At 72.8% G+C, this 26,021-nt stretch carries 21 protein-coding genes; 11 read left to right on the top strand and 10 right to left on the bottom strand.

The window, feature by feature from the left end; translation table 11 throughout:
- Positions 1-325: 325 nt before the first annotated feature.
- A complete protein-coding gene (locus AMY39116_RS0318535; protein ID WP_017982288.1) occupies positions 326-787 on the bottom strand; it encodes a MarR family winged helix-turn-helix transcriptional regulator in 462 nt (153 codons plus the stop codon).
- A gap of 136 nt (positions 788-923) precedes the next feature.
- Between AMY39116_RS0318535 and AMY39116_RS0318530 the strand changes: the two genes are divergently transcribed.
- On the top strand, positions 924-2,105 hold the full coding sequence (locus AMY39116_RS0318530; protein WP_020419131.1) for an MFS transporter: 1,182 nt from the start codon (positions 924-926) through the stop codon (positions 2,103-2,105).
- Between the two features lie 23 nt (positions 2,106-2,128).
- Complete coding sequence (locus tag AMY39116_RS0318525; RefSeq protein ID WP_020419130.1) at positions 2,129-2,962, top strand: aldo/keto reductase; 834 nt, start codon at positions 2,129-2,131, stop codon at positions 2,960-2,962.
- A gap of 28 nt (positions 2,963-2,990) precedes the next feature.
- Here the strand turns inward: AMY39116_RS0318525 and AMY39116_RS0318520 are convergent, their stop codons facing one another.
- Complete coding sequence (locus AMY39116_RS0318520) at positions 2,991-3,638, bottom strand: response regulator transcription factor (protein ID WP_020419129.1); 648 nt, start codon at positions 3,636-3,638, stop codon at positions 2,991-2,993.
- 203 nt (positions 3,639-3,841) lie between these two features.
- A complete protein-coding gene (locus tag AMY39116_RS0318510) occupies positions 3,842-5,395 on the bottom strand; it encodes an acyl--CoA ligase family protein (RefSeq protein WP_020419127.1) in 1,554 nt (517 codons plus the stop codon).
- Between the two features lie 65 nt (positions 5,396-5,460).
- Between AMY39116_RS0318510 and AMY39116_RS43175 the strand changes: the two genes are divergently transcribed.
- From AMY39116_RS43175 to AMY39116_RS0318490, 4 genes are read left to right on the top strand one after another with little or no spacing between them, the layout of a single operon-like run.
- On the top strand, positions 5,461-5,985 hold the full coding sequence (locus AMY39116_RS43175; protein ID WP_020419126.1) for a 2'-5' RNA ligase family protein: 525 nt from the start codon (positions 5,461-5,463) through the stop codon (positions 5,983-5,985).
- 55 nt (positions 5,986-6,040) lie between these two features.
- Positions 6,041-6,601 (top strand): NADPH-dependent FMN reductase, encoded by a 561-nt coding sequence (locus AMY39116_RS0318500; RefSeq protein WP_020419125.1) that lies wholly within the window; start codon positions 6,041-6,043, stop codon positions 6,599-6,601.
- Between the two features lie 17 nt (positions 6,602-6,618).
- Positions 6,619-7,596: a daunorubicin resistance protein DrrA family ABC transporter ATP-binding protein gene (locus AMY39116_RS0318495; RefSeq protein WP_020419124.1), complete on the top strand. Its 978-nt coding sequence runs from the start codon at positions 6,619-6,621 to the stop codon at positions 7,594-7,596.
- Entirely contained in the window at positions 7,593-8,438 is an 846-nt protein-coding gene (locus AMY39116_RS0318490) for an ABC transporter permease (RefSeq protein WP_020419123.1), read from the top strand. Before AMY39116_RS0318495 ends, AMY39116_RS0318490 begins: the two co-directional genes overlap by 4 nt.
- A 93-nt stretch (positions 8,439-8,531) precedes the next feature.
- Here the strand turns inward: AMY39116_RS0318490 and AMY39116_RS0318485 are convergent, their stop codons facing one another.
- Together AMY39116_RS0318485 and AMY39116_RS0318480 are read right to left on the bottom strand one after the other, a co-directional pair.
- Positions 8,532-11,675 (bottom strand): AAA family ATPase, encoded by a 3,144-nt coding sequence (locus AMY39116_RS0318485; protein WP_020419122.1) that lies wholly within the window; start codon positions 11,673-11,675, stop codon positions 8,532-8,534.
- Positions 11,676-11,731: 56 nt separating this feature from the next.
- A complete protein-coding gene (locus AMY39116_RS0318480) occupies positions 11,732-12,664 on the bottom strand; it encodes a helix-turn-helix domain-containing protein (protein WP_020419121.1) in 933 nt (310 codons plus the stop codon).
- A gap of 207 nt (positions 12,665-12,871) precedes the next feature.
- Between AMY39116_RS0318480 and AMY39116_RS47555 the strand changes: the two genes are divergently transcribed.
- Both AMY39116_RS47555 and AMY39116_RS0318460 read left to right on the top strand, forming a co-directional pair.
- On the top strand, positions 12,872-13,282 hold the full coding sequence (locus AMY39116_RS47555; RefSeq protein WP_063710170.1) for a zinc-binding dehydrogenase: 411 nt from the start codon (positions 12,872-12,874) through the stop codon (positions 13,280-13,282).
- Positions 13,283-13,701: 419 nt separating this feature from the next.
- Positions 13,702-16,485, top strand: a complete 2,784-nt coding sequence (locus AMY39116_RS0318460) for a hypothetical protein (RefSeq protein ID WP_020419117.1) — start codon at positions 13,702-13,704, stop codon at positions 16,483-16,485.
- Positions 16,486-16,729: 244 nt separating this feature from the next.
- Here AMY39116_RS0318460 and AMY39116_RS0318455 read toward each other — a convergent pair whose 3' ends face one another.
- From AMY39116_RS0318455 to AMY39116_RS0318435, 5 genes are all read right to left on the bottom strand, one after another.
- On the bottom strand, positions 16,730-17,038 hold the full coding sequence (locus tag AMY39116_RS0318455) for a hypothetical protein (RefSeq protein ID WP_026153109.1): 309 nt from the start codon (positions 17,036-17,038) through the stop codon (positions 16,730-16,732).
- Between the two features lie 603 nt (positions 17,039-17,641).
- On the bottom strand, positions 17,642-17,947 hold the full coding sequence (locus AMY39116_RS0318450; RefSeq protein ID WP_020419116.1) for a hypothetical protein: 306 nt from the start codon (positions 17,945-17,947) through the stop codon (positions 17,642-17,644).
- Positions 17,948-18,285: 338 nt separating this feature from the next.
- Positions 18,286-18,906: an acetoacetate decarboxylase family protein gene (locus AMY39116_RS0318445; RefSeq protein ID WP_020419115.1), complete on the bottom strand. Its 621-nt coding sequence runs from the start codon at positions 18,904-18,906 to the stop codon at positions 18,286-18,288.
- Positions 18,907-19,413: 507 nt separating this feature from the next.
- Complete coding sequence (locus AMY39116_RS0318440) at positions 19,414-21,108, bottom strand: FAD-dependent oxidoreductase (RefSeq protein ID WP_020419114.1); 1,695 nt, start codon at positions 21,106-21,108, stop codon at positions 19,414-19,416.
- Positions 21,105-22,592: an NAD(P)/FAD-dependent oxidoreductase gene (locus AMY39116_RS0318435; RefSeq protein WP_020419113.1), complete on the bottom strand. Its 1,488-nt coding sequence runs from the start codon at positions 22,590-22,592 to the stop codon at positions 21,105-21,107. The genes AMY39116_RS0318440 and AMY39116_RS0318435 overlap by 4 nt, the downstream gene beginning before the upstream one ends.
- A gap of 140 nt (positions 22,593-22,732) precedes the next feature.
- Here AMY39116_RS0318435 and AMY39116_RS0318430 point away from each other — a divergent pair, with 140 nt between their 5' ends.
- From AMY39116_RS0318430 to AMY39116_RS0318420, 3 genes are all read left to right on the top strand, one after another.
- Positions 22,733-23,773: an AraC family transcriptional regulator gene (locus tag AMY39116_RS0318430; protein WP_020419112.1), complete on the top strand. Its 1,041-nt coding sequence runs from the start codon at positions 22,733-22,735 to the stop codon at positions 23,771-23,773.
- Positions 23,774-23,870: 97 nt separating this feature from the next.
- Positions 23,871-24,689 (top strand): alpha/beta fold hydrolase, encoded by an 819-nt coding sequence (locus AMY39116_RS0318425; protein WP_020419111.1) that lies wholly within the window; start codon positions 23,871-23,873, stop codon positions 24,687-24,689.
- Between the two features lie 23 nt (positions 24,690-24,712).
- The gene (locus AMY39116_RS0318420; protein WP_020419110.1) at positions 24,713-25,846 is read left to right on the top strand and encodes a DUF1015 family protein; all 1,134 of its coding nucleotides are present in this window, start codon (positions 24,713-24,715) and stop codon (positions 25,844-25,846) included.
- Positions 25,847-26,021: the final 175 nt, after the last annotated feature.

Raw genomic sequence — 26,021 nt, 5'->3', positions numbered from 1 at the left:
TTCCGGGCCACCGGGGATCACCGCCGCGAGCCGGGCGGGATCAGCGCCCAGCGGCCGCTGCCAACTCCAGCGCCTGGTGCCACCTCCGGCAGCTCCTCCACCACCTCCACCACCGCGCACGGAGCAGCCGCGGCCGAACCGCGGCGGCGGTTCCCCGAAGGCGGGCGCGATCAGCGCCGAACCACCGGCGGGGCGCTCCAGCGCCTGCAGCGCCGCCAACTCGGGGAGCTCCTTCGCCCAGCCAGCACCGGCGGCGGCCAGCAACTCCAGCGCCCGGCGCCAACTCCGGCAGGCCCCAGCCGCCGCCAGCGCTCCGTCAGCGCCGTCAGCGCCCAGCCGCCGCAGGCAACTCCAGCGCCTGCAGCGCCGCCACGAGCGGCGCCAGCTCCGGCAGCTCCTCGGCCGCCGCGAGCGCCTCCGTCAGCGCCCGGTCGTGCGTGGGCCGCGCGGCGTCCAGCAGCTCCCGGCCCGCGGCGGTCACCTCGGTGTAGATCCCGCGCCGGTCGGTCGGGCACAGGTAGCGCTGCAGCAGCCCCCGGTCCTCCAGCCTGCTGACCAGCCGCGTCGTCGCGGACTGGCTCAGCACGACGGCACTGGAGAGCTGGTTCATGCGCAGGTGGAAGCCGTCCTGGCGGGACAGCACCTCCAGCACCGTGTACTCGCTCACGGACAGCTCGTGGTCGCGTTGCAGCGCGCGCTCCAGCCGGTCCTCGATCCGGGCGTGCAGCGCCGCCAGGGTCCGCCAGCCGTGTGCGCGGGCTTCGACCGCGTCGTCGGGCAGTGACACGCTTCACCTCTTCCTCGCAGGCCCCCAGTCTACTTGCCTGCTAGTCTAGCCGTCGTTGGCAATAACCGGCGCGTGCAACTATTGCGAAAGCGGGTAGTTGCCCACGCTGATCCCCCAAGCTCTCACGAGGAACCACATGCCTGTCGCCCTCATCGCGCTGGCCATCGCCGCCTTCGGCATCGGCACCACGGAGTTCGTGATCATGGGCCTGCTGCCCGAGGTCGCCACCGACCTCGGCGTCTCGGTGCCCACGGCCGGACTCCTGATCTCCGGTTACGCCCTGGGCGTCGTGGTCGGCGCGCCCCTGCTCACCGCGCTCGGCTCGAAGGTGCCGCGCAAGACGGTCCTCACCGGCCTGATGGTGTTGTTCATCGCGGGCAACGTCGTCTCCGCGATCGCGCCCGGATACGGTCTGCTCATGACCGGCCGCGTGGTCGCCGCCCTCTCGCACGGCGCGTTCTTCGGCGTCGGCTCGGTCGTCGCCGCCTCGCTCGTGCCGAAGTCCCGCCAGGCGAGCGCCATCGCGATCATGTTCACCGGCCTGACCGTCGCCAACGTGCTCGGCGTGCCCGGCGGCACCGCGCTGGGCCAGCAGCTCGGCTGGCGCTCCACGTTCTGGGCGGTAGCCGGCCTCGGCGTGATCGCCCTGCTGGGCGTCGTCGCGCTCGTCCCCCGCCAGCCCGTCACCGAGGGCCAGAGCCTGCGCAGCGAGCTGGCCGTGTTCCGCCGGCCGCAGGTGTGGCTCGCGCTGGCCATGACCGCGCTCGGCTTCGGCGGGGTGTTCGCCTCCTTCACCTACATCGCCCCGATGATGACCGGCGTCGCCGGCTTCTCCCCCGGCGCGGTGACCTGGCTCCTCGTGTTGTTTGGCGGGGGCCTGGTGGTGGGCAACCTGCTCGGAGGCAAGGCCGCCGACCGCGCGCTGATGCCGAGCCTGTACGTCATCCTGGCCGCGCTGGCCGTGGTGCTCGTCGCGTTCGTCTTCACCGCGCACGCGCAGCTGCCCGCCGCGGTCACGATCGCGTTGTTCGGCGCCGCCGGGTTCGCGACCGTGCCGCCGCTGCAGGCACGCGTCATGGCCAAGGCCGGGGACGCGCCGGCACTGGCGTCGGCCGCGAACATCGCGGCCTTCAACCTCGGCAACGCGGGCGGCGCCTGGCTGGGCGGGCTCGCGATCAGCCACGGCCTCGGCTACACCGCTCCGAACTGGATCGGCGCGGTGCTGGCCGCCGCCGGGCTCGGCGTCGCGCTGGTCTCCGGCGCGCTCGACCGGCGCCCGGCCGCCCGGACGCAGCCGGAGATCCCGGCCGTCCACTGATGAACGACAGCGAAAGGAAAGACATGACCGCCATTCCCACGGTCGAACTGAACAACGGCGTCCACATGCCGCAGGTGGGCTACGGGGTCTTCCAGGTCCCCGCGGACGAGACCACCCAGGCGGTCACCGCGGCCCTGGAGGCCGGATACCGCAGCATCGACACCGCGACCGCGTACGCCAACGAGGCCGCGGTCGGCAAAGCGCTGGCCCAGTCCGGCATCGCCCGCGAGGAGCTGTTCGTCACCACCAAGCTGTGGAACTCCGACCATGGCTACGACGAGACGCTGCGCGCGTTCGACAAGAGCATGGCCGACCTGGGCCTGGAGTACCTGGACCTGTACCTGATCCACTGGCCGGTCCCGGAGGCCGACCGCTACGCCGACACCTGGCGCGCGTTCGAAACGCTCTACTCCGACAGCCGCATCCGCGCGATCGGCGTGTCCAACTTCCAGCCGCACCACCTGGACCGGCTGGCGCAGGAGAGCCAGATCGTGCCCGCGGTCAACCAGATCGAGCTGCACCCCTACCTGCAGCAGGCCGAGCTCCGGGAGTACCACGCCCAGCACGGCATCGTCACCGAGGCGTGGAGCCCGCTGGCCAAGGGCGGCGAGCTGCTCGGCGAGCAGGCGATCACCGCGCTCGCGGACAAGCACGGCCGCACCCCGGCGCAGATCGTGCTGCGCTGGCACCTGCAGCTGGGCAACGTCGTGATCCCGAAGTCGGTCACGCCGTCCCGGATCAAGGAGAACCTCGACGTGTTCGGCTTCGAACTCGACGAGAACGACCTCGCCGAGCTGGCGAAGCTGGAGAAGGGCCTGCGCACCGGGCCCGACCCGGACACCTTCAACGTCCGCTGACGCCGGAACACCCGCGGCCGGGCCGCCGCTACCGGCGGCCCGGCCGGTCCCGGCGCAGGCTCGTGGCCAGCACGGCCGCCTGGGTGCGGCGCTGCATCCCGAGCTTGTGCAGCAGCCGCGACACGTAGTTCTTCACCGTCTTCTCGGCCAGGAACATGCGTTCGGCGATCTCGCGGTTGGTCAGTCCCTCGCCGATCAGGTCGAGCAGTTTGCGTTCCTGCTCCGACAGCCGCGCCACGGCGCCGGACGGCGCGGCCTCGTCCCGGATGCGGGACATCAGCGCCGAAGCGGCCCGGTTGTCCAGCAACGACTTCCCGGCCCCGACCTGCCGCACCGCCGACACCAGTTCCATGCCCCGCACGTCCTTCACGACGTATCCGCCGGCGCCGGCCAGTATCGCGTCGAGCATCGCCTGCTCGTCGGTGTAGGACGTGAGGATCAGGCAGTGCAGCTCCGGCATCCGGGACCGCAGCTCCCGGCACAGTTCGATGCCGCTGCCGTCGGGCAGCCGCAGGTCCAGCACCGCCACGTCCGGCCGCGCCGCCGGGATCCGCGCCAGCGCCTCGCCCATCGTCGAGGCCTCGCCCACCACGGTCAGCTCCGGGTCGGCGTCCACCAGGTCCGCGACTCCGCGCCGCACCACCTCGTGGTCGTCGACCAGGAAGACCGTGATCATCCCCTCACCTCATCGGTAGCGACGGCGGTCCCGCAGCGGATCGGTCTCGAGCATGACGGCCTCGAACTTCTGCAGGCTCACCGTGAAGACCAGGATGACGATCGGTACGAGCAACATCAACCACAACATTCGCGCCCACCCCTGCTCAGCGTTCGTTGCTCACCGGCTACCCCGCCGGGTGGACCGCTAACCCGTGTCGTTACTCATCGGATACGCGACGCGTGGCCGGCCCACGCCTGGTCACGCAGCACGTATTTCTGGATCTTGCCGGTGGAGGTCTTGGGCAGCGGGCCGAACACCACCCGCCTGGGTGCCTTGAACCGCGCGATCCTCCCCCGGACGAACTCGACGATCTCCTCGGCGGTCGCCGACGCCCCCTCCTGCAGGGTCACGAAGGCCGCGGGCACCTCGCCCCAGTGGTCGTCCGGCACCGCGATCACGGCGACCTCCAGCACCGCCGGGTGGTCGGCGATCACCTGCTCCACCTCGACACTGGCGATGTTCTCGCCGCCGGAGATGATCACGTCCTTGCTGCGGTCGCGCAGCTCGACGTAGCCGTCGGGGTGCATCACGCCGAGGTCGCCGGTGCGGAACCAGCCGTCCGGCGCGGCCTGCGCGGTGGCGTCGGGATCCCGGTAGTAGCCCAGCATGACGTTGTTGCCGCGCACCGCGATCTCGCCGGTGGTCACGCCGTCGGCGGGCACGTCCGACCCGTCCCCGGTGACGACCCGGGCTCGGCAGGACACCAGGTTTCCCACGCCCTGCCGCGCCTTGAGCCGGGCCTGCGCGGCGGTGTCCAGCGTGTTCCACTCCGGACGCCAGTCGCAGATCATGATCGGGCCGAACGTTTCGGTGAGCCCGTACAGGTGCGTGACGTCGAAGCCCAGTTCCCCCATGCGGCGCAGGATCGCCGGGCTCGGCGGGGCGCCCCCGGTGGCGACGCGAACCGGGTGCGCGACCGGCGCGGCCTCCGGGGCGTAGGCGAGCATCGACAGCACGGTCGGGGCGCCGTTGAGGTGCGTGACGCCCTCGTCGCGGATCAGCCGCCACACCAGGGCCGGCTCGACCTTCGGCAGGCAGACGTGCGTCGCCGCGGCCGCGGTCACCGCCCACGGGAAGCACCAGCCGTTGCAGTGGAACATCGGCAGCGTCCACAGGTGCACCGACGACGGCGAAAGCCCGGTGTGCCCGACCATCGCCAGCGCCTGCAGGTACGCCCCGCGGTGGTGGTACATCACGCCTTTCGGGCGACCGGTCGTGCCCGAGGTGTAGTTGATCGACAGCAGGCCGCGCTCGTCGCGCGGCGCCTCGGCCCGCGGTGTCGCGCCGGCGAGCAGCCCCTCGTACTCCTCCCCCGCGCGGATCACCTCGACCGGCCTGCCCAGCCTGTCCACCACCTCGGCGACGAGCTCGTCGAACACCGGGTCGTGCACCAGCACCGCGGCCTCGCAGTGGTCCAGGATCCAGGCGATCTCGCCGGCGGACAGGCGCGTGTTGACCGCGACCAGCGGCACCCCGGCCCACGGCACCCCGAAGTTGGCTTCCAGCAGCACGTGCGTGTTCGGCGCGAGCACGGCGACCGGCCGCTTCCGCGCGAGCGGCGCGAGCGCCCCGGCCAGCCGGCGGCAGCGGTCGGCGAACTCGGCGTAGGTGAACCGCCGCTCCCCGTCGACCACCCCGACCCGGTCACCGTGGGCCGCCTCCGCCCGGTCCAGGAAGGACACCGGCGACAGCGGCTCGAAGGACAGCTCCGTCACGTGGTCGAGCGTAACGCTCGCGAGATCGTTTCCGCTGCGGTCGAAATCCGCGGTAGAACCGGTCCATGACCGAGCGCGGACGCAGCGTGCTGGCGATCCCGGTGCCGGCCGCCGACCCGCTGCTGGCACGTGCGGCCGAACTGTCGCCGGCCGCCCGCCGGGGCCTGCCCGCGCACATCTCGCTGCTGTACCCGTTCCGGCCGGCCGCCGACCTGGACGAGGCCACCGTCACGGCGCTGGCCGAACTGCTCGAACGGCAACCCGCGATGGAGGTCCGCTTCGAACGCTGCCACCACCACGACGGGTTCGTGTACCTGCGGCCCGAGCCGCTCCAGCCGCTGACCGGGCTGATCGCGACCCTGCGGCGGCGGTGGTCCGCGGTCCTCCCCCAGGGCAGCCGGTCCGGCGACGACGTCGGCGCGCACCTGACCGTCGCGATGGGCGCGAGCCCCCGGGAGGCCGCCGCGCTGATGCGGTCGGTCGAGGCCGCGCTGCCGCTGGCGGCCCGGCTCACCGAGACGTGGCTCGCCGTCTTCGACGGCGTCTGGCAGCCGCGAGACCGGTTCCGGTTCCCGGGCCCCGCCCGCTAGACCGGATCTAGCGGCCGATCTAGCGCCTACCGGTCGAGAACGGGAGGAGGCCGCCATGGAGGACGTCCTGAGGGTCCTGGTCCTGATCGGGAGCACCCGGGAGGGCCGGGCCGGTCAGCAGGTCGGGCAGTGGTTCGCCCGCACCGCGGGCGAACGCGACGACCTCGACGTGTCCGTGGTGGACCTGGCGGAGTTCGACTTCCCGGCCCGCTACCCGGCCCGCGCCACCCCGGCGATGACGGCCTTCACCTCCCGGATCGACCGCGCGGACGCGTTCGTCGTCGTCACCCCGGAGTACAACCGCAGCTTCCCGGCCTCCCTGAAGCAGGCGATCGACTTCGCCTACGACGAGTGGCAGGCCAAACCGGTGGCGTTCGTGTCCTACGGGTGCAGCTGCGCCGGGCTGTACGCGGTCGAGCAGCTGCGTGTGGTGTTCACCGAGCTGCACACCGTGACGCTGCGCAACACCGTGAGCTTCAACCTCTTCGACATGGGGCCCGACGGCGGCCCGCGGGACGAGGCAGTCCGCCACGCGGCCGGCCCGATGCTCGACCAGCTCGTCTGGTGGGGCACCGCGCTGCGCGCCGCCCGCCGGGCCCGCCCCTACGTGGCGTGAACAAGGAAGGAAGGACCATGAGCGACCTGGCGATCGAAACGTCCGGGCTGGTCAAGGTGTTCGGCAAGACCCGCGCCGTGGACGGCGTGGATCTGGCCGTGCCCGCCGGCACCGTGTACGGCGTGCTCGGACCGAACGGCGCGGGCAAGACCACCGCGGTGCGGGTGCTGGCCACCCTGCTCCGGCCCGACGGCGGGCAGGCCAGGGTGTTCGGCCACGACGTGCTGCGGGAACCGGACGCGGTGCGGCAGCGGGTGAGCCTCACCGGCCAGTACGCCTCGATCGACGAGGACCTGACCGGCATCGAGAACCTCGTGTTGCTGGGCCGCCTGCTGGGGCACCGCAAACCGGCCGCGCGGCGCCGCGCCGACCAGCTGCTGGAGGCGTTCGGGCTGACCGACGCCGGCGGCAGGCAGGTGAAGAACTACTCCGGCGGCATGCGGCGGCGCATCGACATCGCGGCGAGCATCCTGCGCACCCCGGACGTGCTGTTCCTGGACGAGCCGACCACCGGACTGGACCCGCGCAGCCGCAACCAGGTGTGGGACATCGTGCGGATCATCGTCGCCCAGGGCACCACGGTCCTGCTCACCACCCAGTACCTCGACGAGGCCGACCACCTCGCCGACCGGATCGCGGTCATCGACCACGGCAAGGTGATCGCCGAGGGCACCCCCGGCGAGCTGAAGGCCTCGGTCGGCGCCGGCTCGATCCACGTCCGCCTGCGTGACGGCGCCCAGCGCGCCGAGGCCCAGCGGGTGATGGCCCGAGCGCTCGGGTCCACTGTGGAGCTCGGCGGCGACCCGGTGTCGCTGACCGCGCGCATCGGCGGCGGCGAGTCCGACCTGGGCGCGGCCGAGCACGCCGCCCGCGCGCTGGCCGAACTGACGCAGGCCGGCATCACCGTCGACGACTTCGCCCTCGGCCAGCCCAGCCTCGACGAGGTGTTCCTGGCCCTGACCGACCACCCCGCGGAAGAGGAGGCAGCGGCATGACCGCGACCACGACCGACACGACCCCGGCCTACACCCCGGCGGCCGAAAGCCTGCACGCCGTGCTCGACGCCGGCGAGCAGCCGCAACGGCCCAGCGCGCTGTCGGCGTCGCTGACGTTCGGCTGGCGGGCCATGCTGAAGATCAAGCACGTGCCCGAGCAGCTGTTCGACGTCACCGCGTTCCCGATCATGATGACGCTGATGTTCACCTACCTGTTCGGCGGCGCGCTGGCCGGGTCGACCACGCAGTACCTGCAGTTCCTGCTGCCCGGGATCCTGGTGATGAGCGTCGTGATGATCACGATGTACACCGGGCTGGGCGTGAACATCGACATCGAGAAGGGCGTGTTCGACCGGTTCCGCACCCTGCCGATCTGGCGGCCTGCCGCGCTGGTGGGCGCGCTGCTGGGCGACGTGTTCCGCTACAGCACGGCCTCGGCGGTCATCCTCAGCGTCGGGCTGATCCTCGGCTTCCGGCCGGCGGGCGGCGTCGGCGGCGTGCTCGCCGGCATCGGGCTGCTGCTGGTGTTCTCGTTCGCGTTCTCCTGGATCTGGACCATGTTCGGGCTGCTGTTGCGCACCGAGAAGTCGGTGATGAGCGTCAGCATGATGGTGCTGTTCCCGCTGACGTTCCTGTCCAGCGTGTTCGTCGACCCGGCCACGATGCCCGGCTGGCTGCAGGCGTTCGTGAACGTCAACCCGGTGACGATCCTGTCCGACGCGGTGCGCAGCCTGATGATGGGCGCCCCGGACGGCAGCGACGTCATGTGGACGTTCATCGCCAGCGGAGCGCTGCTCGCGGTGTTCGGCACGCTGACGATGCGGCTCTACAACCGCAAGTGACACGGAACTGTCGCCCCGCCGGCCTGCGTGGCGGTGCGGGTAGCGGAGCGAGTTGCGGGCGTGGTTCGGACGGCTCCGCCGCCCGAAACCCACCTAAAGCCGCCAGGTGATGCCGGGTTCGCCCCGGTCGTAGCGGCAGCTCGCGCCGGTCGAGACGGTCGCCCGCAGGTGCTCGGCGAGCTGGGGGTGGCGACCGTCCAGCCGGCGCAGGGTGTCGCGGATCCGGGCGGTCACGGTCTTGCGGGCGCGCTCGGCCTCGTCCCCGAGACGCCGGGTGCGCCCGCCGAGACCGGCGGCGGCACGCAGTTCCTCCAGCAGGGCCGCCCGCTCGCTGTCGAGCCGGGCGGCCATGTCGTCGTCGCCGCGGGCGGCCGCCGCGTCGATCTCGTCGTCCAGCGCGGCGAGACGGCGCCGGTAGGCCGCCTTCGCCGTGTCGTCGAGGACCTCGTCCCCGCCGAGGCGCCGGGCGGCCACCACCACCTCGCCGCCCGCCGGGTCCAGCAGCCGCACCGCGGGCACGTCGGTGCCCGGGTGGCTGAGCAGGAAGTGCAGATCCCGCAGGCCTTTCGCGTCCGGCAGGTGCACCGTGCGCCCGGCCAGCGCGAGCGTCCACGTCGTGCCGGTGAACCGGAACTCCCCGGTGGCGGCCGGCTCGTGGCCCCGGGCGCGCAGGCGCCGCACGCGTTCCGGCACGTGCCGCAGGCCCAGCTCGGCCGCCTCGGCGGCGATCACGTCCAGCAGCTCGGCGGCTTCGCGCTCGTCGCCCGGCGCGGCCCGGTCCAGCAGCGCGGTGGCCCGCGCCAGCCGGGCTTCCACCACCCACGGCCGGGCCCACATCGACTCGGCCGACCGCTCGGCCGCGCGGTACCGCTCCAGCGCCTCGTCCCAGCGCCGCCCCGCCGCCGCCAGCTTCCCCAGCCAGAGGGTGACCGGGCCGCTGATCTCGAACCCGAACACCGACACCAGCCACTGCCCGTCGTAAGGCAGCAGCGCTTCCCTGGCCCGCTCGGCCAGCCGCTCGTCACCGGCGGCCGCCGCGGTCTGCGCCTGCAACCGCAGGAACATCGGCAGGTACGACCGCGGGAACGGATCCCGCTCCCCCAGCCCGGCCAGGTACTCGGCCGCCGCGGCCGCGTCGCCGCGCTGCGCCGCGGTGGTGGCCTCCAGCAGTCCCGGGTAGGGGTAGTCGCCGGGACCGAGGCCGGCGTGGAACTCGGCGAGCTCGTCGAACCGGCCCTGCTGCAGCAGCAGCGACCACCGGTGGTGGCGCAGCATCGGCAGGAAGTGGGTGTGGTGCACCTGTTCCGGCGTCGACAGGACATCGTCGAACAGGGCCTCCGCGTCGGCGAAGCGGCCCTGGAACCCGGCCAGGATGCTCTGGTCGATCTGCGCGCCGAACTGCATCCGGCGGGAATCGCCCTGCTCGGCGAGCGCCACGAACGCCCGCATCTGGTCGAAGTACCGCGGATCGCCCAGCTCCAGCAGCGCGACCCAGCGCAGCGAGGTGGCGTACTGCTCGGTCTCGGTGTCCCCGCTGCGGTGCGCGACCTCCGCCAGCTCCGCCATCAGCGCTTCGCGCTCGACCGCCGTGCCCAGCCCCCAGATCGAGTCGTGCAGCGTGGACAGGCTGAAGCCGAGCGCCTCGTCGTCGCCGTCCTCGCGGGCGAGCCTGCCCAGCTGGACGATCACCTCCCTGGCCCGGTCCTCCAGCGGGCGCTCCGCCTCGCCCGGCCCGATCAGCGCGCGGTGCGCCTCGGCGATCAGCCCGGCCTTCAGGTCGGCGCGCTCCGCGTCGTCGCCCCAGCGGTAGGCGGTCAGCGCCACGCGGGCCAGCAGCTCCGCGTCGCCCAGCGCGCGGGCCTGGGCGCTCGCCTCCTCGAACACCGCCCAGCCCTCGGCGGGCTCGTCGAAGTGGTGCAGCTCGCCGCCCAGTTCGAGCAGGACGAGCACGCGCCGCCGCGGCTCGTCGGTGATCTCGGCGGCGCGGCGGAAGTGCCCGATGGCTTCCTCGAACGCCATTCGGCCGGAGGCGGCCCGCGCGGCGGCGACGAGCAGGTCCACCGCCCGTGACGGCGGCACCAGCGGGCCGCCGAGGTAGGCGTGCCGCGCGGCTTCGGCGGGCAGGATCCGGTCCGCGAGCGCGGGGTTGCCCTCCAGCGCGGTGACCACCGCGGCGTGGCGTTCACGCGCCTCGTCCTCGCCGAGCGAGTCGTAGAGCGTTTCACGCACCAGGTCGTGGGCGAAGGCGAACCGGCCGCCGCCGCGCACGGTGACCAGCCGCGCGGCCACGGCCTGGTCGAGCAGCCGGTCGGCGGGCGCGGCGGGGATCGCGGCGACCGCGGCGAGCACCTGGCGGTGGAACTGCTGCCCGAGCACCGCGGCGGTGGTCAGCAGCCCGACGACCGGTTCCGGCAGCAGCGACAGGCGGCGGCGCACCGCGTCCCGCACCCCGGGCGCGATCGCGGTGACCGATCCGCCGCTGTGCCACAGGCGCGCGGCCTGCTCGACGAAGAACGGGTTGCCGCCGGTGCGCCGGTGCACCTCGGCCACGACGTCCTGGCCCGGGGTCTCGCCGACGGTGCGGGCGATGAGCCGGCCGACCTCGTCGGGTTCCAGGCCGGTGAGCGTGATCGTGCGGGCCTTGGCGACCAGGGAGGACAGCATCGGCCGCAGCGGGTGCTCGGCGACCTCGACCTCCGCGTCGCGGTAGGTGCCGATCAGCAGCAGCCGCTCGAACCAGGTGTGCCCGGCGGCGAACTCGAGCAGCTTGAGGGAGGCGGTGTCGGCCCAGTGCAGGTCGTCCAGCGCGACCACCACCGGACGGCTGTGCGAGGCGGTGACCAGTGCGCTGGTGACGGCGTCGTAGAGGCGGAACCCGTCCGGCGTCTCCCGCGGGTCCGCCTCGCCCAGCAGCACCGCCAGCCCGCCCCCGGCGTCCCGTTCCACGGCGGCCCACTCGTCGGCGGTCGCGGCGCGCCGCAGCCCGCGCAGGACCTGCACCCACGGCCAGTAGCCGGGCGCGCTGCCGGAGTCCCAGCACGCGCCGCCGAGGACGAGCGCCCCCAGCCGGCGCGCCTCGTCCGCAGCGCCGGTGACCAGGGTGGTCTTGCCGATCCCGGGCTCCCCGGTGACCAGCACGAGCCCGCCGTGGCTGTCCACCGCCCGCCCGATCTCGGCGCGCAGCAGGCCGGCCGGGTGGTCACGGCCGATCAGGGCGGGTTCGAGGTGGGTGTCCATCACCCCTGACGCTAGCGCGCCGATGTCCGGATTGTCCGCCGGTTAACAGTTCCCGGTCACCGTGTGTCCGCGCGGTAGCGGCGCGGCGTGGTGCCGACGACGGCGGCGAAGGCCGCGATGAAGCTGCTGGGGTTCGACCAGCCGCAGGCGTGGGCGACGTGCGTGGTGTCGTGGCCCTCGGCCAGCAGGACGAGCGCGTGGTGGACGCGCACCTGGGTCCGCCACTGGTAGAAGCTCATGCCGAGCTCGCGGCGGAAGAGCCGGCTGAGGGTGCGGGCACTGGCCCCGGTCCGCCGTCCCAGCCCGGCCAGCGGGGTGTTGTCCGCGGGCTGCTCGTACAGGATCCGCGCGACCGCCCGCAGCCGGTCGTCGCGGGGTTCCGGGAGTTGCAGCGGCTGCTCGCCGGCTTCGCGGAGTTCGTCGACGAGCACCCGGCGGAGCCGCGCGTTCGCGGCGCGGTCCCGGTCGCGGGGACCGGTCAGCGCGAGCAGGACCTCCCTGGCGAGGGCGGAGGCCAGGAACACGGCCGGCCGGGCGGGCGCCAGCTGGGCCGGCGACGGCGGCAGGAAGACGATCCGCATGTCGGTGTGCCCGTGCGCGCGGTGGTGGTGCGGGCAGCCCGCCGGAATCCACGCGACGCGGTTGGCGGGGACGATCGACGTGCCGCCCTCGGTGTGCACGGAGAGAACGCCTTGGGCCGCGTAAACCAGGTGCCCTCGCGTGTGGGAGTGGTCGGCGCTCGTCCCGCCCGCCACCTCCGGCGCCCGCGACAGTGGGTCGCATGAGGACGCCCGCACGATTTCGCCCATCACCGAAACGACGATGCTGCCCTCCGCCAGCCGTGGGTCGGTCGACGGCGCCAGCTCGCCCACGCACTCGATTCCCAGCACCCGCGGGAACACCACGGAGGGGGAGTGGCCCTGGCGGGTCCGCAGGTCCGACCGGTTCAGCCCGGCGCCCCGCAACCGCACGAGGCTGATGCCGGTCACGACGAGCCTGCCGTGGGAGGCGCTCGCCGCGCTGCCGGAGACGTACCTGACGGCGCAGGGCGCGCGGACGCGCTGGGGGTGGCGCGCGGTGAGCGGTTGCTGATCCGCGGCGGGACCTCGTCGGTGGGGATGGCGGCGGCGTCGATCGCGGCCGCACTCGGGGCCGAGACCGCCGCCACGACCCGGCGGCGGCACTAGGCGGCGGCGCTGGTCGCCGACCACGTCTTCGTCGACGACGGCGGGCCGCTCACGATCGAGGCGTGGCCGGAGGGCCCTGATCACGTCCTCGACCTGGTCGGCACGAGCTCGGCGCTGGATTCGCTGCGGCTGGTCCGCCGCGGCGGAACGGTGTGCGTGGCGGGCTCGCTCAGCGGCTGGCTGATCCCGGCGTTCGAGCCGATCGCGATGATCCCCACCGGCACCAGGCTGACCGCTTTCCACAGCGACACCGTGCGCGGCGCGGCGGGCGCGGCCGTGCTGCAGCGGGTCGTCGACCAGGTCGAGGCCGGGGTCCTCCACCCGCACGTCGACCGGCTCTTCAGCCTCGACGACGTCGCCGAAGCGCACCGCTACCTGGAGGACGACCAGGCGACCGGGAAGGTGGTCCTCGTGCCCTGACCGGCCGCGGATCTCCCCCGGGGCGGCGCCGATAGCCTCACCGCATGAACCGGGGACTGCTCCGAGTGGCGGGAGATCCCGGACCTGACCGGTCCGAGCGCCACCGTTCCGGGTTCGTCGCTGTCCGCCATCGGCTTGTGGTGCTCGGCCTCTGCGGATCCTCGTGCGCCGTCTGTCCGCGGCGAGTCCGAAGGTCGCCGTGCTCAGGACGCACGCCTCGTGTTGACCGGGCACGGCGACGAATTCGGAGTCCACCTTCGACGTGAACTCCCGTCGGTGCCCGACGAGTCCGGCCGGGGGCTGGCCGAACCGGCGCACGCATAACGGTTACGGGCTGTTCATCCGGCCCCGCCTTTACACCGGGAGCCACCGCCACCACACTCCACGCAGTACTGTGCGGATCCGCTGGGGAGGCGAGGATGCGCTGGCGTGAGCTGCTGCCCAGGGCGGGCGAGGTCCCGGGGCGGGGCAGGGCGGCCTCGACCGCCGTCGCCGCTCTCCTGTTCGCCGCGCTCGGCACCGGGTTGTACCTGGCTTTCGCCGAGGACACCGGGATCGTCGGGCGTCAGCTCGGCGGGCGTGGCCAGCCGCTGCCGTTCCCGCCAGGCGCCGCGGCCACCCTGTGGTGGGACTTCGCGCTGATCGCCGGCTACGGGCTCGCCGTGCTGCTGGGCACCAGCGCCGCGCTGTGGGTCTGCCGGCCGGGCACCGCGATGTACGAGGTCGCCCGCTTCGGCCGCATCGCCGGGCTGGTCGCGGTCGTCTCGGACGTCCTGGAGAACGTGTTCCTGCTGGTCGCCACCCGCGATCCGGCCCCCGTCCCGCTCGAACTGGCCAGTGCGGCCGCGGTCACCAAGTTCGCCGGGCTGCTCCCGGCGCTCCTGCTCGCGCTCCACGGCATCGTGCTCACCCTGCTCCGCTCGGCGCGGCCGGTGAAGCACGACCCGCCCGACGGCGTCTGCTCCGCCGCGCTCAAACCAGAGGACCCCGACGGCGCCTGCGACGAAGGCGAAACCACGGCAGCCACACGGTGGCGCAACGGGTACCGCCTGCCCCCGGGCGAACCGACCGGCGGCACCGGGTTCGCGTTGTCCGGCGGCGGGATCCGCTCGGCCAGCGTCGCGCTCGGCGCGCTCCAGCCGCTGCGCCAACGGCTCCTCGGCGCCCAGTACCTGGTGTCCGTCTCCGGCGGCGGCTACACCGCGGGCGCGCTGGTGCAGGCCCTCACCACGGCGACCGATCCGAAGGAGCCGCCCCGCGGCCGTCCGGTCGCGACACCGGAAACCGCGTTCGGCCCCGGCAGCGTCGAGGAAGACCACGTCCGGCGTCACGTCAGCTACCTCGCAGGCACGCGGGTCGAGCTGCTCACCGCCCTCGGTGTGATCGCCCGCGGCCTGGTGCTGTCGCTGTTCCTGGTGTTCGCCCCCGCGGTCGTGCTCGGCGTGGCCGCCGGCTGGCTGTACCAGCAGGTCCCGCTCACCGTGTTCCCCGGCGACGGCGGTTACCCCGCGCCCCGGCTGGGCGCGCTGCTGTCACTGGGCCTGACGCTGGTGTTCGCCGCCGCGGTCTCCCTGGTGGCCCGCTGGCTCCCGCCGGCGAAGCCGCTGCTGCGCCAGATCGCCCGGCGCCTGTCCACCAGGCTCGCGCTGCTCGCCGGCCTGATCGCGCTGCTCACGCTCGGCCTGCCCGCCATCGCCTGGCTGGCCGACCGGCTGCTCACCCTGACCCCGCCCTCGATCACGCTCGGCAGCCCGTTCGTCGCGCTGCTGCTGACCTACGTGTCCGCACTGGCGACGATGGGCTGGCGCAACCGCAAGGTCGTCACCAAGGCGCGCGACTCGCTCGACGCGCTCACCGCTGCGCTGCCGACCAGCCTCACCCAGCGCCTCCTGGTGATCATCACGACCACGGTCCTCGCCCTGGCCTGGCTGCTACTGTTCGCCTCGGTGATCACGCCGCTGGGCGAGCCGGACCTGCTGTGGGCCGCGCTCGGTCTGGTGGTCGTGCTGATCGTCGTCGGCGGGCTGATCGACGAGACCTCGCTCAGCCTGCACCCCTTCTACCGGGAACGGCTGGCGTGCACGTTCGCCGTGCGCCGGGTCCGCCGTGACGACGGGCAGGTCGTCGCCGCGCCCTACCCGAGCACCGAGCGCAGCTCGCTCGCGACCTACGGGCACGCCGAGAACTTCCCGCGCGTCGTGTTCGCGGCGGCGGCGAACCTCACCGGCGAAGGCCGCACCTCCCCCGGGCTCGGCGCCGTCTCCTTCACGATGAACAGCCGCTGGGTCGGCGGCCCGGACGTCGGCTGGATCGAGACCGCGCGGCTGCAGGAGTCGGTGCCGGGCCGATTCCGTCGGGACCTGACCGTCCAGGGCGCGGTCGCGATCAGCGGGGCGGCGTTCGCGTCGTCGATGGGCCGCGCCTCGCGCTGGTACCAGATCCTGCTCGCCCTGTCCGGGGCCCGGCTGGGCACGTGGCTGCCCAACCCGGACGTGCTGCTGCGCTGCCCGCCGCGCACCGACCGCGCCGCCTGGGCCTACCCCGCGCTGCCGCACGCACGACGACTGCCCTACCTGCTGCGCGAAGTGCTCGGCATCCACTCGCACGCCGACCGGCTGCTGCACGTCACCGACGGCGGGCACTACGACAACCTCGGCCTGGTCGAGCTGTTCCGCCGCCGCTGCACGACGATCTACTGCATCGACGCGGGCGCGGACGCGCCGCCGACAGCGGGCGGGCTGGCCTCGGCGCTCGCGCTGGCCGCGCAGGAGCTGGGCGTGCGGGTCACGCTGGACGACCCGTGGCGGTCCGAACCCGGCGGCGGGGAGCCGCTCTCGCCGGAGCACCCGCTCAGCAACCTGAACAGCAGGCTGTCGGAGAGCCCGGTGATCACCGGGACGATCCACTACCCGCCGGAGAGCGGGCAGGCCGGGGTGGGACGGCTGATCGTGGCGAAGGCGCTGCTGTGGCGGGACCTGCCCTACGAGCTGCTGTCCTACGCCGCGCACCACCCTGAGTTCCCGCGGGACGGCACGAGCGACCAGTTCTTCGACGACGGCAAGTTCGGCGCCTACGCCGAGCTCGGCAGGCAGCTGGGCGAGTACGTGGTGGCCAGGGAACTGGCCGAAGCGGCCGGCCTGCCGGAGGTGACGGAGGGCACCAGCGCGCCCGACGGAGTCGCGCCACAACCGGCCGGAAGCTAAGATCGCGGACACGACGAAACACCCGCATTCGCGTCGAATACGGGTGCTCGTCGTTGTTCTACCCGAAGAACACCGGGTGCGGACGGGAATTAGTACCAGTAATTCCCGTCCGCACCCGTTTTTTCCGTGACCCGGCCGGCTCTCACCCAGAAAACCGTCCCGGGGATCCGGAGTGCAGTCAGACCGCACCGGGACTCTCGGCCGGATCAGGGTCGGTCGACCCAGGACCCCGTGGGGTCCGGTCTCAGTTGTCGGCCTCGGCGATGCAGGTGTCCGGGGCGGAGCCCGAGTCGGCCTCGGAGGCGCCGGTCAGGATCGGCACGGTCACGCCCACGCCGTTCAGGGCGTCGGCCACCTGGACGCCGAGCACGTTGACGTTGTTGTCGCAGACACCGACGTTGTTGTCGTTGAGAACGTCGTCGACGTTGATCAGACCCAGCTGACCGGTGTCGCCGCCGTCGTCCCATCCCCCGCCCTGCGTGGCGAAGGCCGGGGAACCGATCATCATGAAACCGGCCGCAGCAGCGGCAACAATTGCGGACTTCTTGAGCACCTTTTTATTCCCCATCAACTCGACTACAGTTCCGCCGCGACGAGACTTCCGTCGCGAGCACGGCAGACATTATCAGCAGGCAAGGTGCGCCGAAAGCAAATGCGCGGGCTTGTCGCCATCACCCGGACGAACGACGTTTCGCTACCCGTGAACCAGTCTTCCGCACGCCCATACGCGATGCGCTGCGATTATCCGCCCGTTTCGCTCACACTGGTTTTCACGCCGCGTGATCGACCGTGCAGCGCGCCGGTTGGACAGCGTCTAAACCCCTCGATCAGGTAGAAGCTCGACCACGCTGGGTGAGTAGACAAGATCGGGCAATTAGCCCGGCCGTGTGACTTACAGGCATGTAATTCGCCCCCGGCCTGCTCTCCCACGCGGCTCGGCAGCGCGCGGGGCACCGGATCGGCCGCGCGGACGCCGCTCCAGGACCCCCGTTCGCGCGCACGAAAAAACACCCGCATCCGAATCCGAATGCGGGTGTTCGCGTTTCCCACTAACCCGAAGAAAAGGCGCGGACGGGAATCAGTACCAGTGATTCCCGTCCGCACCCGTGCACAGCACCCCGGCCGGCGGAGCCGGTTCAGGGTCGTCGCGCAGACCTCAGTTGTCGGCCTCGGCGACGCAGGTGTCCGGCGCGTCGCCGGACTCGGCGTCCGAAGCGCCCGACAGGATCGGCACGGTCGCGCCGACACCCTCCAGCGCGTCCGCCACCTGGACACCCAGGACGTTGACGTTGTTGTCGCAGACACCGACGTTGTTGTCGTTCGCGACGTCGTCGACGTTGAGCAGGCCCAGCTGGCCGGTGTCGCCACCCTCGTCCCACGCGCCCTGCGTGGCGAAGGCCGGGGAACCGATCATCATCAAGCCGGCCGCGGCAGCGGCGACAATCGCAGACTTCTTCAGCACTCTCTCATCCGATCGCTCGGCTACAGTTCCGCCCGCTCCGGGTGACCCCGTCGCGAGCACGGCAGACGCTAGCAGCCGGTGATCCGGAAGTTCGGTGATCGCGAAAGCGGCCGTGGCTCACCCGGACGAACGACGTTTCAAACGCCGCCGGCGCCCGCTGGAACGGCCGCACCGGCATGCGCTGCGACAACGCGAGCACCGGTCTTCACGCTGGGTCATCGGGTCCGGCGCGATCCGATCGTGCCGCGATTAAACCCCCTGATCCGGTGGAGTAACGGATACCGCGCGTAGCCGGATTCGTCGCGCAGATTAGACCACGCGGGTGACTTACAAGCGTGTCATTCGGCGCGGCGGCCGCCGCCGAACCGCATCCGGAAGTCGCGGGCGACCAGGCTGAGCAGCGGCCGGCGCCCGGCCAGGAACGCCAGCGGGCCGCCGGCCCCGACCCGCCACACCGATCGGGCCACCCCGAGCCGGGCGGCCACCCGCACGCCGCTGCGCTTGGGGCCGCGCTGCAGGACCGAGAAGGCCAGCGGCAACCGCACCGGCAGCGCACGACGGCGCCGGAATTCCGCTCCTGCCAAGAGGTCCCCGTCCACGCGGGCCTCCGCGGCGAAGCCGGGTTCGTCGGTGAGGATGAAGTCCGCCAGCTCCTTCGGGATGTGCCACAGGGCGCGCCCGCCTGCCAGCGAGGCCGGGCTGTCGACCCAGATGTGCGGGATGGTCACGGCGATCCCGCCGCGGACCACGACGGTCACCATGAGCTCCCGGTAGGACAACACCCCGGGCGGCTGGTAGTCGACCCACGCGGCGAGCACGACCGCCCGCCCGGCCACCGTGAGCGGCCGCACGCCCGGCGGCAGTTCGGGCAGCTCCCCCACGGGCACGAACCAAGCGGAGACGTGCAGGTGGCCACGCAGGTGCCACGGCTCGGGCGGGTACTCGATCGGATCGGACATCAAGGCAACCTCAGCTCGAAGGGACAGGACAATCGCGGCGGGGCGGGCGATCTGTGGCGGTCAGGCCCGGAGGGCCGGGAGTCGGCGGGACAGTGGACAAGACCAGGCAGAAGCCCCGCCCGAAGCGGCTGGCGGCCGTGACCCCCAGTGGGCAATGCGTCCGCACCCGCGGCACGGCTGGCAAAGCCAGCCGACCCCGCCCGGAGTGGCGGGACGGCGGTGGCCTGCGCGGCTCCGCGGGCAAAACCGGATAACCCGCCCCCGCAGCGGCGGGCACCCGCGCCCGCAGCGCGGTGGCCATCGTCGCCTGGCTGCAGGCTGGACGACAGCAGCAGGCCAGACGCAGTCCCGCGGACAATGCCAGCCGACCCCGCCCGGAGCGACGGGACCGTGGCCCCCGCAGCACGGTGGACGCCACGAGGCAGCCCAGAACGCATCGGGGGCAAGCGTTCGGTGGTGGCGGCGGAATCGCCGCCACCGGCCCCACCACCAAACAACGCACCGGCCTCAGACCGGCGTGACCGGCAGCCGCAGCGCGCCAGGTGCGGCCTCGGGCACCACCGGGTTCTTCGGCGCCACCGGGGCCAGCCGGGCGTAGGGCGCGCCCAGTGGCGGCCGCTGGTCGGCCTCGCCCTTGTTCGGCCACAGCGCGAGCGCCCGTTCGGCCTGGGCGGTGATCGTCAGGGACGGGTTCACCCCCAGGTTCGCCGAAATCGCCGAGCCGTCCACGACGTGCAGGCCCGGATAGTTGTACAGCCGCTGGTAGGGATCGACCACGCCGGTCTCCGGGGAGTCGCCGATCGCGCAGCCGCCGATGAAGTGCCCGGTCAGCGGGATGTTCGCCATGTCGGTCCAGGCGCCCTGCGGCACGCCGTCGATCTTCTCCGCCACCCGCCGCGCGACCTCGTGGCCGTGCGGGATCCAGGTCGGGTTCGGCGCGCCGTCGCCCTGGCGCGTCGTCATCCGGCGGCCGAACAGCCCCCGCCGCGTGTAGGTGGTCACCGAGTTGTCCAGGCTCTGCATCACCAGCAACCCCACCATCTGCTCCGACCACTTCCGCGGGTTCTGGAGGCGCGGCAGCTCCCGCCAGTGCCGCGCCAGCTCCCGCAGGCCCAGCACCCACCGCCGGTGCCCGTCCTTGCCGTCCACCAGCACGGTGGCGAGCAGGCTCATCAGGTTGCTGCCCTTGCCGTACCGCACCGGCTCGACGTGCGTGACCTCGTCCGGGTGCATCGACGACGTGATCGCCACCCCGTCGGTGTAGTCGGCGTTCTTGTCCCGCGAGCGCACCGCCAGGATCGCCTCCGAGTTGGTGCGCGACAGGTACCCGAGCCGCTTCGAGATCTTCGGCAGCGAGCCGCGGTCACGCAGCCGGTGCAGCAGCCGCTGCGTGCCCAGCGCGGACGCGGCGAACACGACCTGTTCGCAGGTGAACGTCCGGCGGTGCCTGCGCGACCCGGTGCGGACGGTGGTCACCTCGTACCCGCCGAGGCGCGGCCGGACGTCCACCACCGTCCTCAGCGGGTGCACCACCGCGCCCGCCCGTTCGGCGAGGTGCAGGTAGTTCTTCACCAGCGTGTTCTTCGCGCCGTGGCGGCACCCGGTCATGCACGACCCGCAGTTCAGGCAGGTGCGGCGGGACGGGCCGGCGCCGCCGAAGAACGGGTCCGGCACCTCCTGGCCGGGCTTCTGGTCACCGGTCGCGAACAGCACCCCGACCGGCGTCGGCCGGAACGTGTGGGCGATGCCCATGTCCTCGGCCACCTCGCGCAGCACCCGGTCCGCCCGCGTGGTGCCCGGGTACGGGGTGACGCCCAGCATCCGCTTCGCCTGGTCGTAGTACGGGGCCAGCTCGTCGCGCCAGTCGGTGATGTGCGCCCACTGCCGGTCGGCGTAGAACCGGGCCGGCGGCTCGTACAGCGTGTTGGCGTAGACCAGTGACCCGCCGCCGACGCCGGTGCCGCTCAGGATGAAGGTGTCGCGCAGCAACGTCAGCCGCTGGATGCCGAAGCAGCCCAGCAGCGGCGCCCACAGGTACTTCCGCAGCCGCCACGAGGTCTTGGCGAACTCGTCGTCGGCGAACCGGCGGCCCGCCTCCAGCACCCCGACCCGGTAGCCCTTCTCCGTCAGGCGCAGCGCGCTCACGCTGCCGCCGAAACCCGAGCCGATCACCACGACGTCGTAGTCCAGCTCGCCGGTCATGCGCCGTCCCCTCCCGCCACGATCGCGCGGTAGTCGTTCAGATCCAGGGCCCGGGTCTTCAGCCGGTACTGCGTGACCGTGCCGGGCCAGTTGTTGACGATCCGGCCCGCCTCGTTGCGATACCAGCTGGAACAGCGGGTCCACACCGAGCGGCCGAGCTTGCGCTGCAGGACGGTGTCGAAGCGCGCGGCGACCTCGGGCTTGACGTCCAGCGCCACGCCCGGCCTGCTCGCCAGCGCGCGCACCGCCTGCACGATGTAGCGGGCCTGCGACTCGAGCATGTAGACGATCGAGTTGCCGCCCAGGTTCGTGTTGGGCCCGTAGACCAGGAACAGGTTCGGGAACCGCGGCACCGTGATGCCGAGGTAGGCCCACGCGCCGTCGCGCCAGGTGTCGGCCAGCTCCGCCCCGCCGCGGCCGCGCACGGTCATCGGGACCAGGAAGTCGGTGGCGCGGAACCCGGTGCCGTACACCAGCACGTCCGCCTCGTGCACCACGCCGTCGGCCGTGCGCACGCCCTCCGGCACGATCTCCACGATCTTCTCGGTCTCGACGGTGACGTTGGGCCGCGTCAGTGCCGGGTAGTAGTCGTTGGAGAACAGCGCCCGCTTGCACCCGGGCTCGTAGTCCGGGGTGAGCTTGGCGCGCAGCTCCGGGTCCGGCACCTGGCTGGTCAGGTGCCTGCTCGCCAGCCGTTCCAGGTAGCGGCGCACGAGCGGCAGGTCGACCAGCCCGAGCGAGAGGAACTCGCAGATCAGCCAGATCCGGAACCGCTCGATCTTCTGGGTGACCGGCAGGCGGCGGAACAACGCGCGGTGCCAGGGCCGGTAGGCGATGTCGTTCTTGGGCACGATCCACGGCGCCGACCGCTGGAACACGGTCACGTGGCCGGCGATCCGCTGGAGTTTCGGCACGAACTGGATCGCGCTGGCGCCGGTGCCGATCACCGCGACCCGCTTGCCCGTGAGGTCGGCGTCGTGGTCCCAGGCCGCGGAGTGGAAAGCCCGCCCGCGGAACGACTCCCGGCCCGGCAGGTCGGGCACCGCCGGGCGGGACAGCTGGCCCACGGCGGGCACCAGGACGTCGGCCTCGATGATCTCGCCGGCTTCGGTGCGGACCCGCCAGCGGCCGGTGGCCTCGTCGAACTCCGCCGCGGCGACGCCGGTGCCGAACCGGATCCGGTCGGTCACGCCGTACTCGCGGGCGACGTCTTCGAGGTAGGCCTTGATGTCGGCCTGCAGGGAGAACCGCATCGGCCAGTCCGGATTGGGCCGGTGGGAGAACGAGTACAGCGGCGACGGGATGTCGCACCCGGCGCCGGGGTAGGTGTTCTCCCGCCACACCCCGCCGATCTCGTCCGCTCTCTCCAGGATGGTGAAGTCGCGGAACCCGGCGCGGACCAGTTCGGTCGCGACGGCCAGGCCGCCGAACCCGGCGCCGATGATGACGACGGAGGGCGGTCGGTGGGCGGTGGTGCGGGCCATGCTGCTCCTCGGCGGTGAGTGGGGCTACTCCACAGTAAGTGCTGCGGGTCACTCCGCCACAGAGACCAGCGGCCAGGAAACCGAGATTTTCGGCCACCCCGGTCGCGAGCCGGTGACCGGCGGAATCCATACTTCCGGCCATGAGTCAGCAGCTGCCGGTCGCCGTCCGGGACTGGGACTTTCCCCGCGGCGTCGCGAGCGTCGCCCTCCTGGTGCGCTTCGGGTCCGAGCGCGGCGTGCCGCGGGACGCCCTGCTGCGCGGCACCGGGCTGCCCCCGTCGCGCTTGGAGGACCCGGCGGCGCAGGTCGACGCGCACCAGGAGCTGACCGTCGCGCGCAACCTCGTGCGGGAGCTGGGCGACCCGCCGGGCCTCGGCGTGGACGCCGGCGTCCGCTACCGGGTCACCACGTTCGGCGTGTTCGGGTTCGCCTGCATCAGCAGCCCGACGCTGCGCGACGCGATCACCTTCGCCCTGCGCTACCTCGACCTCAGCTTCATCTTCTGCCTGCCGGTGGTCGAGCTGGCCGCCGAGGAGCTGCGCTTCGAGCTGCGGGACGACGGGCTGCCGCACGACGTGCGCCGGTTCCTGCTGGAGCGCGACATCAGCGCGATCCACACGGTGATGCAGGACCTCCTGCCCGGCGGCCTGAACGTGCGGCGCCTGGAGTTCCGGTTCCCCCAGCCACCCGATCCGGTCCGGTACGAGGAGGTCTTCGGGTGCCGTCCGGCGTTCGGCGCGCCCGCCCACCACGTGGCGATCGACGCGGCCGCACTGGGGCAGCCGCTGCCGCAGGCCAGTGAGCACACGGTCGCGTTGTGCGAGGCGCAGTGCCGCGAGCTGGTCAGCCGCCGCCGTGCCCGCTCCGGCATCGCGCACCAGGTGCGGGACAAGCTGATCCGCGTCGGCGGCACGCTCGCGATGGAGGACGTGGCGCGGGAGCTGAACGTCAGCACCCGCACTCTGCGGCGGCGGCTGGAGGACGCCGGCACCAGTTTCCGCGGCCTGCTCGACGAAGTCCGGCAGGCCCTGGCCGAGGAGATGCTCGCGACCGGCGCGCTGTCGGTGGAGGATGTGGCGCTGCGGCTGGGATACGCGGAGGCGTCGAGTTTCATCTACGCGTTCCGCCGGTGGACCGGCACGACCCCGGCGCGGTACCTGCGGTCCGGGAGACGGGACTGACTTCGCGTCCCCTTTCGACGGTGGGATAAGGCTCCAGGTGTCAACCACGCGGATCCTGGGTAGATCAATGGTCTCTTCAGCTACGAGGAGGCCGCACATGTTGACGCTGCTCCAGCCCGCGCGCGAAGCGGGCGAAACGATCCGCACGGCCGCGCGCGAGCACCTGTTGCTGGCACTGCTGGACATCCCGCGACTGATGCGTCATCCGATCTGGCGGCCCGAGGACCCGGAGGAGGGCGCCGGGCTGGGTGTGCTGCTGGTGCCCGGTTTCGGGTTCGGCGACCGCAGCTTGACACTGGCGAGCGCGTGGCTGAGGGCACGTGGGTACCGGCCTACCGGGTCACGGATCGGTTTCAACGTCGGGTGCACCACCGAACTGGTCGACCGCATCGAGGCCCGGCTGGAGCAGCACGCCGAGGAGACCGGCGGCCGCGTGGTGATCATCGGGCAGAGCCGCGGCGGGTGGCTGGCGCGGCTGGCCGCGATCCGCCGGCCGGATCTGGTGCGCGGGCTGGTGATGCTCGGCAGCCCGGTGCTGGACCCGCTGGGCGCGCACCCGAAAGTGGTGCGGGTGGCCCGCGTCCTCGCCCGTCTGTCCACTTTGGGCATCCCGGGGCTGATGGATCTGGACTGCTTCACCGGGCCGTGCTACGACGAGAACATCAAGGCGCTGGCCGCGCCGCTGCCGCCGGAGGTGCCCGCGCTGGCGGTGTATTCGCGCGAGGACGCGATCGCGCCGTGGCAGCTGTGCCTGGACCCGTACGCCGAGTGCGTCGAGGTCCGCAGCACGCACACCGGCATGGGGCTGGACCCGGACTTCTACGCGGCCGCCGCGCCGCGCCTGGCCCGCTGGGCGCGGGACGAGGCCCGCGCGCAGGCCGGCGAGCCGACCGGGGAGCTGTCGCAGGCGAGCTGAGCCCGGTCCGGCAGGATCGGGGTATGGCGGAATGGGCGCGCGCGATCGGCACCGGCTGGGTGCCCGACGGTCCGGTGACCGGTCCGGACGTGGACGAGTTCGCCGACGCCGACGAGATCACCGCGGCGCTGGCCGCGGAGCCGGGGGATTCGCTGCTGGCGGTGCAGCACCCGCACCGGCGGCCGGGCGCGGCGTCGCTGCGGGAAGCGCTGCCCGCGGCGCGCGCGATGCTGGACCGCTTGCGGGAACGGGACTACCGGCGCGTGCGCGAGGTGGTGGCGCCGTACCGGATCGCCGGGCACGACGGGATCGCCGCGGGGGTGTTGTGCCTGGTCGACCCGTCCGCGGTCGGCGCGCGGATCCGGCACAGCGAAGAGGTCTACGCCGGTGTCGTCGCCGAACGCGCCGCGGCGCTGCGGGCCCTCGGCTGCGCGACGAGCGCCGCGATGCTGGTGCCGGTCACCGGCGACGAGCTCACGCCCGCCGTGCTGGCAGCGATGCACGGTGAGCCCGTGGTGGACCTGACCGACGGCGCGGGCCGCTCGCACCGGTTGTGGCTCACCGGCCCCGGGGACGAGCAGGACCGGTTGCTCGCCGCGGTGCGCTCCGCTCCCCTGCTGGTGGCCGACGGCAACCACCGCGTCGCCGCGGCGGCCGAGGCGGGCACGCCACTTCTGGCACTGGTGGCCGCGGGACCGGACCTGCGCATCGGCGCGATCCACCGCACGATCAGCGGCACCGGCCTCGGCGCACGCGAACTGGCCACCGCCTGGCGCGCCGCCGGGCTGACGGTGCGCGAGGTACCCGAAGTGTCCGAAGTGTCCGAAGTGTCCGGTGTCGAGCCCGGCACGGTGGCGGTTTCCGCCCGCGGCGGCGAGCTGGTGGTGGCGCTGCCCGGCGGTGGACCGGACCACGCTGTGGTGGAGAACCTGTTGCTGGACAGGGCACTCGGCCTCGACCCGGAAGGCCCGCACGTGCACGCGCTGCCCGAGGGGCATTCCCCCGGACCGGGGACGGACGCCGTGCTGCGCCTGACGCCCGTCCCGCTGTCCGAAGTGCTCGCCGCGCACGCGCAGGGCCGCCGCATGCCGCGCAAGAGCGCGTATTTCACCCCGAAGCCGCGCAGCGGGCTGCTGCTCGCCGCGCTCGAGGGGTGAGTCAGACCGGCACTGGCCCGTCCACCCGCAACCCTCCGCGCCGTGCACGCAGCGGCCACCGACAAACGTCGCCAGCACACCGATCTCGCCGATCCGCTCACCCGGCACCGCGCTCGGGTCGTCGCCGAGCAGCACCATGTCCGCACGCAGACCCGCGGCGAGCCGGCCGCTGCCC

Origin of the sequence: Amycolatopsis sp. ATCC 39116, from assembly GCF_000231075.2 — a bacterium.
GTDB classification, from domain to species: Bacteria; Actinomycetota; Actinomycetes; order Mycobacteriales; family Pseudonocardiaceae; genus Amycolatopsis_E; species Amycolatopsis_E tucumanensis.
The sequence above is the reverse complement of the archived record's forward strand: the minus strand, read 5'-3'. Positions and strand labels throughout refer to the sequence as shown.

What these genes read in the sequence shown, in the direction of transcription:
- AMY39116_RS43175 (WP_020419126.1), top strand. Translation starts at nt 5,461, where the DNA reads ATGACCGAGCGCGGACGCAGCGTGCTGGCGATCCCGGTGCCGGCCGCC.
- AMY39116_RS0318435 (WP_020419113.1), bottom strand. Translation starts at nt 22,592, where the DNA reads ATGGCCCGCACCACCGCCCACCGACCGCCCTCCGTCGTCATCATCGGC.
- AMY39116_RS0318495 (WP_020419124.1), top strand. Translation starts at nt 6,619, where the DNA reads ATGAGCGACCTGGCGATCGAAACGTCCGGGCTGGTCAAGGTGTTCGGC.
- AMY39116_RS0318525 (WP_020419130.1), top strand. Translation starts at nt 2,129, where the DNA reads ATGACCGCCATTCCCACGGTCGAACTGAACAACGGCGTCCACATGCCG.
- AMY39116_RS0318430 (WP_020419112.1), top strand. Translation starts at nt 22,733, where the DNA reads ATGAGTCAGCAGCTGCCGGTCGCCGTCCGGGACTGGGACTTTCCCCGC.
- AMY39116_RS0318440 (WP_020419114.1), bottom strand. Translation starts at nt 21,108, where the DNA reads ATGACCGGCGAGCTGGACTACGACGTCGTGGTGATCGGCTCGGGTTTC.
- AMY39116_RS0318420 (WP_020419110.1), top strand. Translation starts at nt 24,713, where the DNA reads ATGGCGGAATGGGCGCGCGCGATCGGCACCGGCTGGGTGCCCGACGGT.
- AMY39116_RS0318445 (WP_020419115.1), bottom strand. Translation starts at nt 18,906, where the DNA reads ATGTCCGATCCGATCGAGTACCCGCCCGAGCCGTGGCACCTGCGTGGC.
- AMY39116_RS0318500 (WP_020419125.1), top strand. Translation starts at nt 6,041, where the DNA reads ATGGAGGACGTCCTGAGGGTCCTGGTCCTGATCGGGAGCACCCGGGAG.
- AMY39116_RS0318485 (WP_020419122.1), bottom strand. Translation starts at nt 11,675, where the DNA reads ATGGACACCCACCTCGAACCCGCCCTGATCGGCCGTGACCACCCGGCC.
- AMY39116_RS0318530 (WP_020419131.1), top strand. Translation starts at nt 924, where the DNA reads ATGCCTGTCGCCCTCATCGCGCTGGCCATCGCCGCCTTCGGCATCGGC.
- AMY39116_RS0318425 (WP_020419111.1), top strand. Translation starts at nt 23,871, where the DNA reads ATGTTGACGCTGCTCCAGCCCGCGCGCGAAGCGGGCGAAACGATCCGC.
- AMY39116_RS0318490 (WP_020419123.1), top strand. Translation starts at nt 7,593, where the DNA reads ATGACCGCGACCACGACCGACACGACCCCGGCCTACACCCCGGCGGCC.
- AMY39116_RS0318520 (WP_020419129.1), bottom strand. Translation starts at nt 3,638, where the DNA reads ATGATCACGGTCTTCCTGGTCGACGACCACGAGGTGGTGCGGCGCGGA.
- AMY39116_RS0318460 (WP_020419117.1), top strand. Translation starts at nt 13,702, where the DNA reads ATGCGCTGGCGTGAGCTGCTGCCCAGGGCGGGCGAGGTCCCGGGGCGG.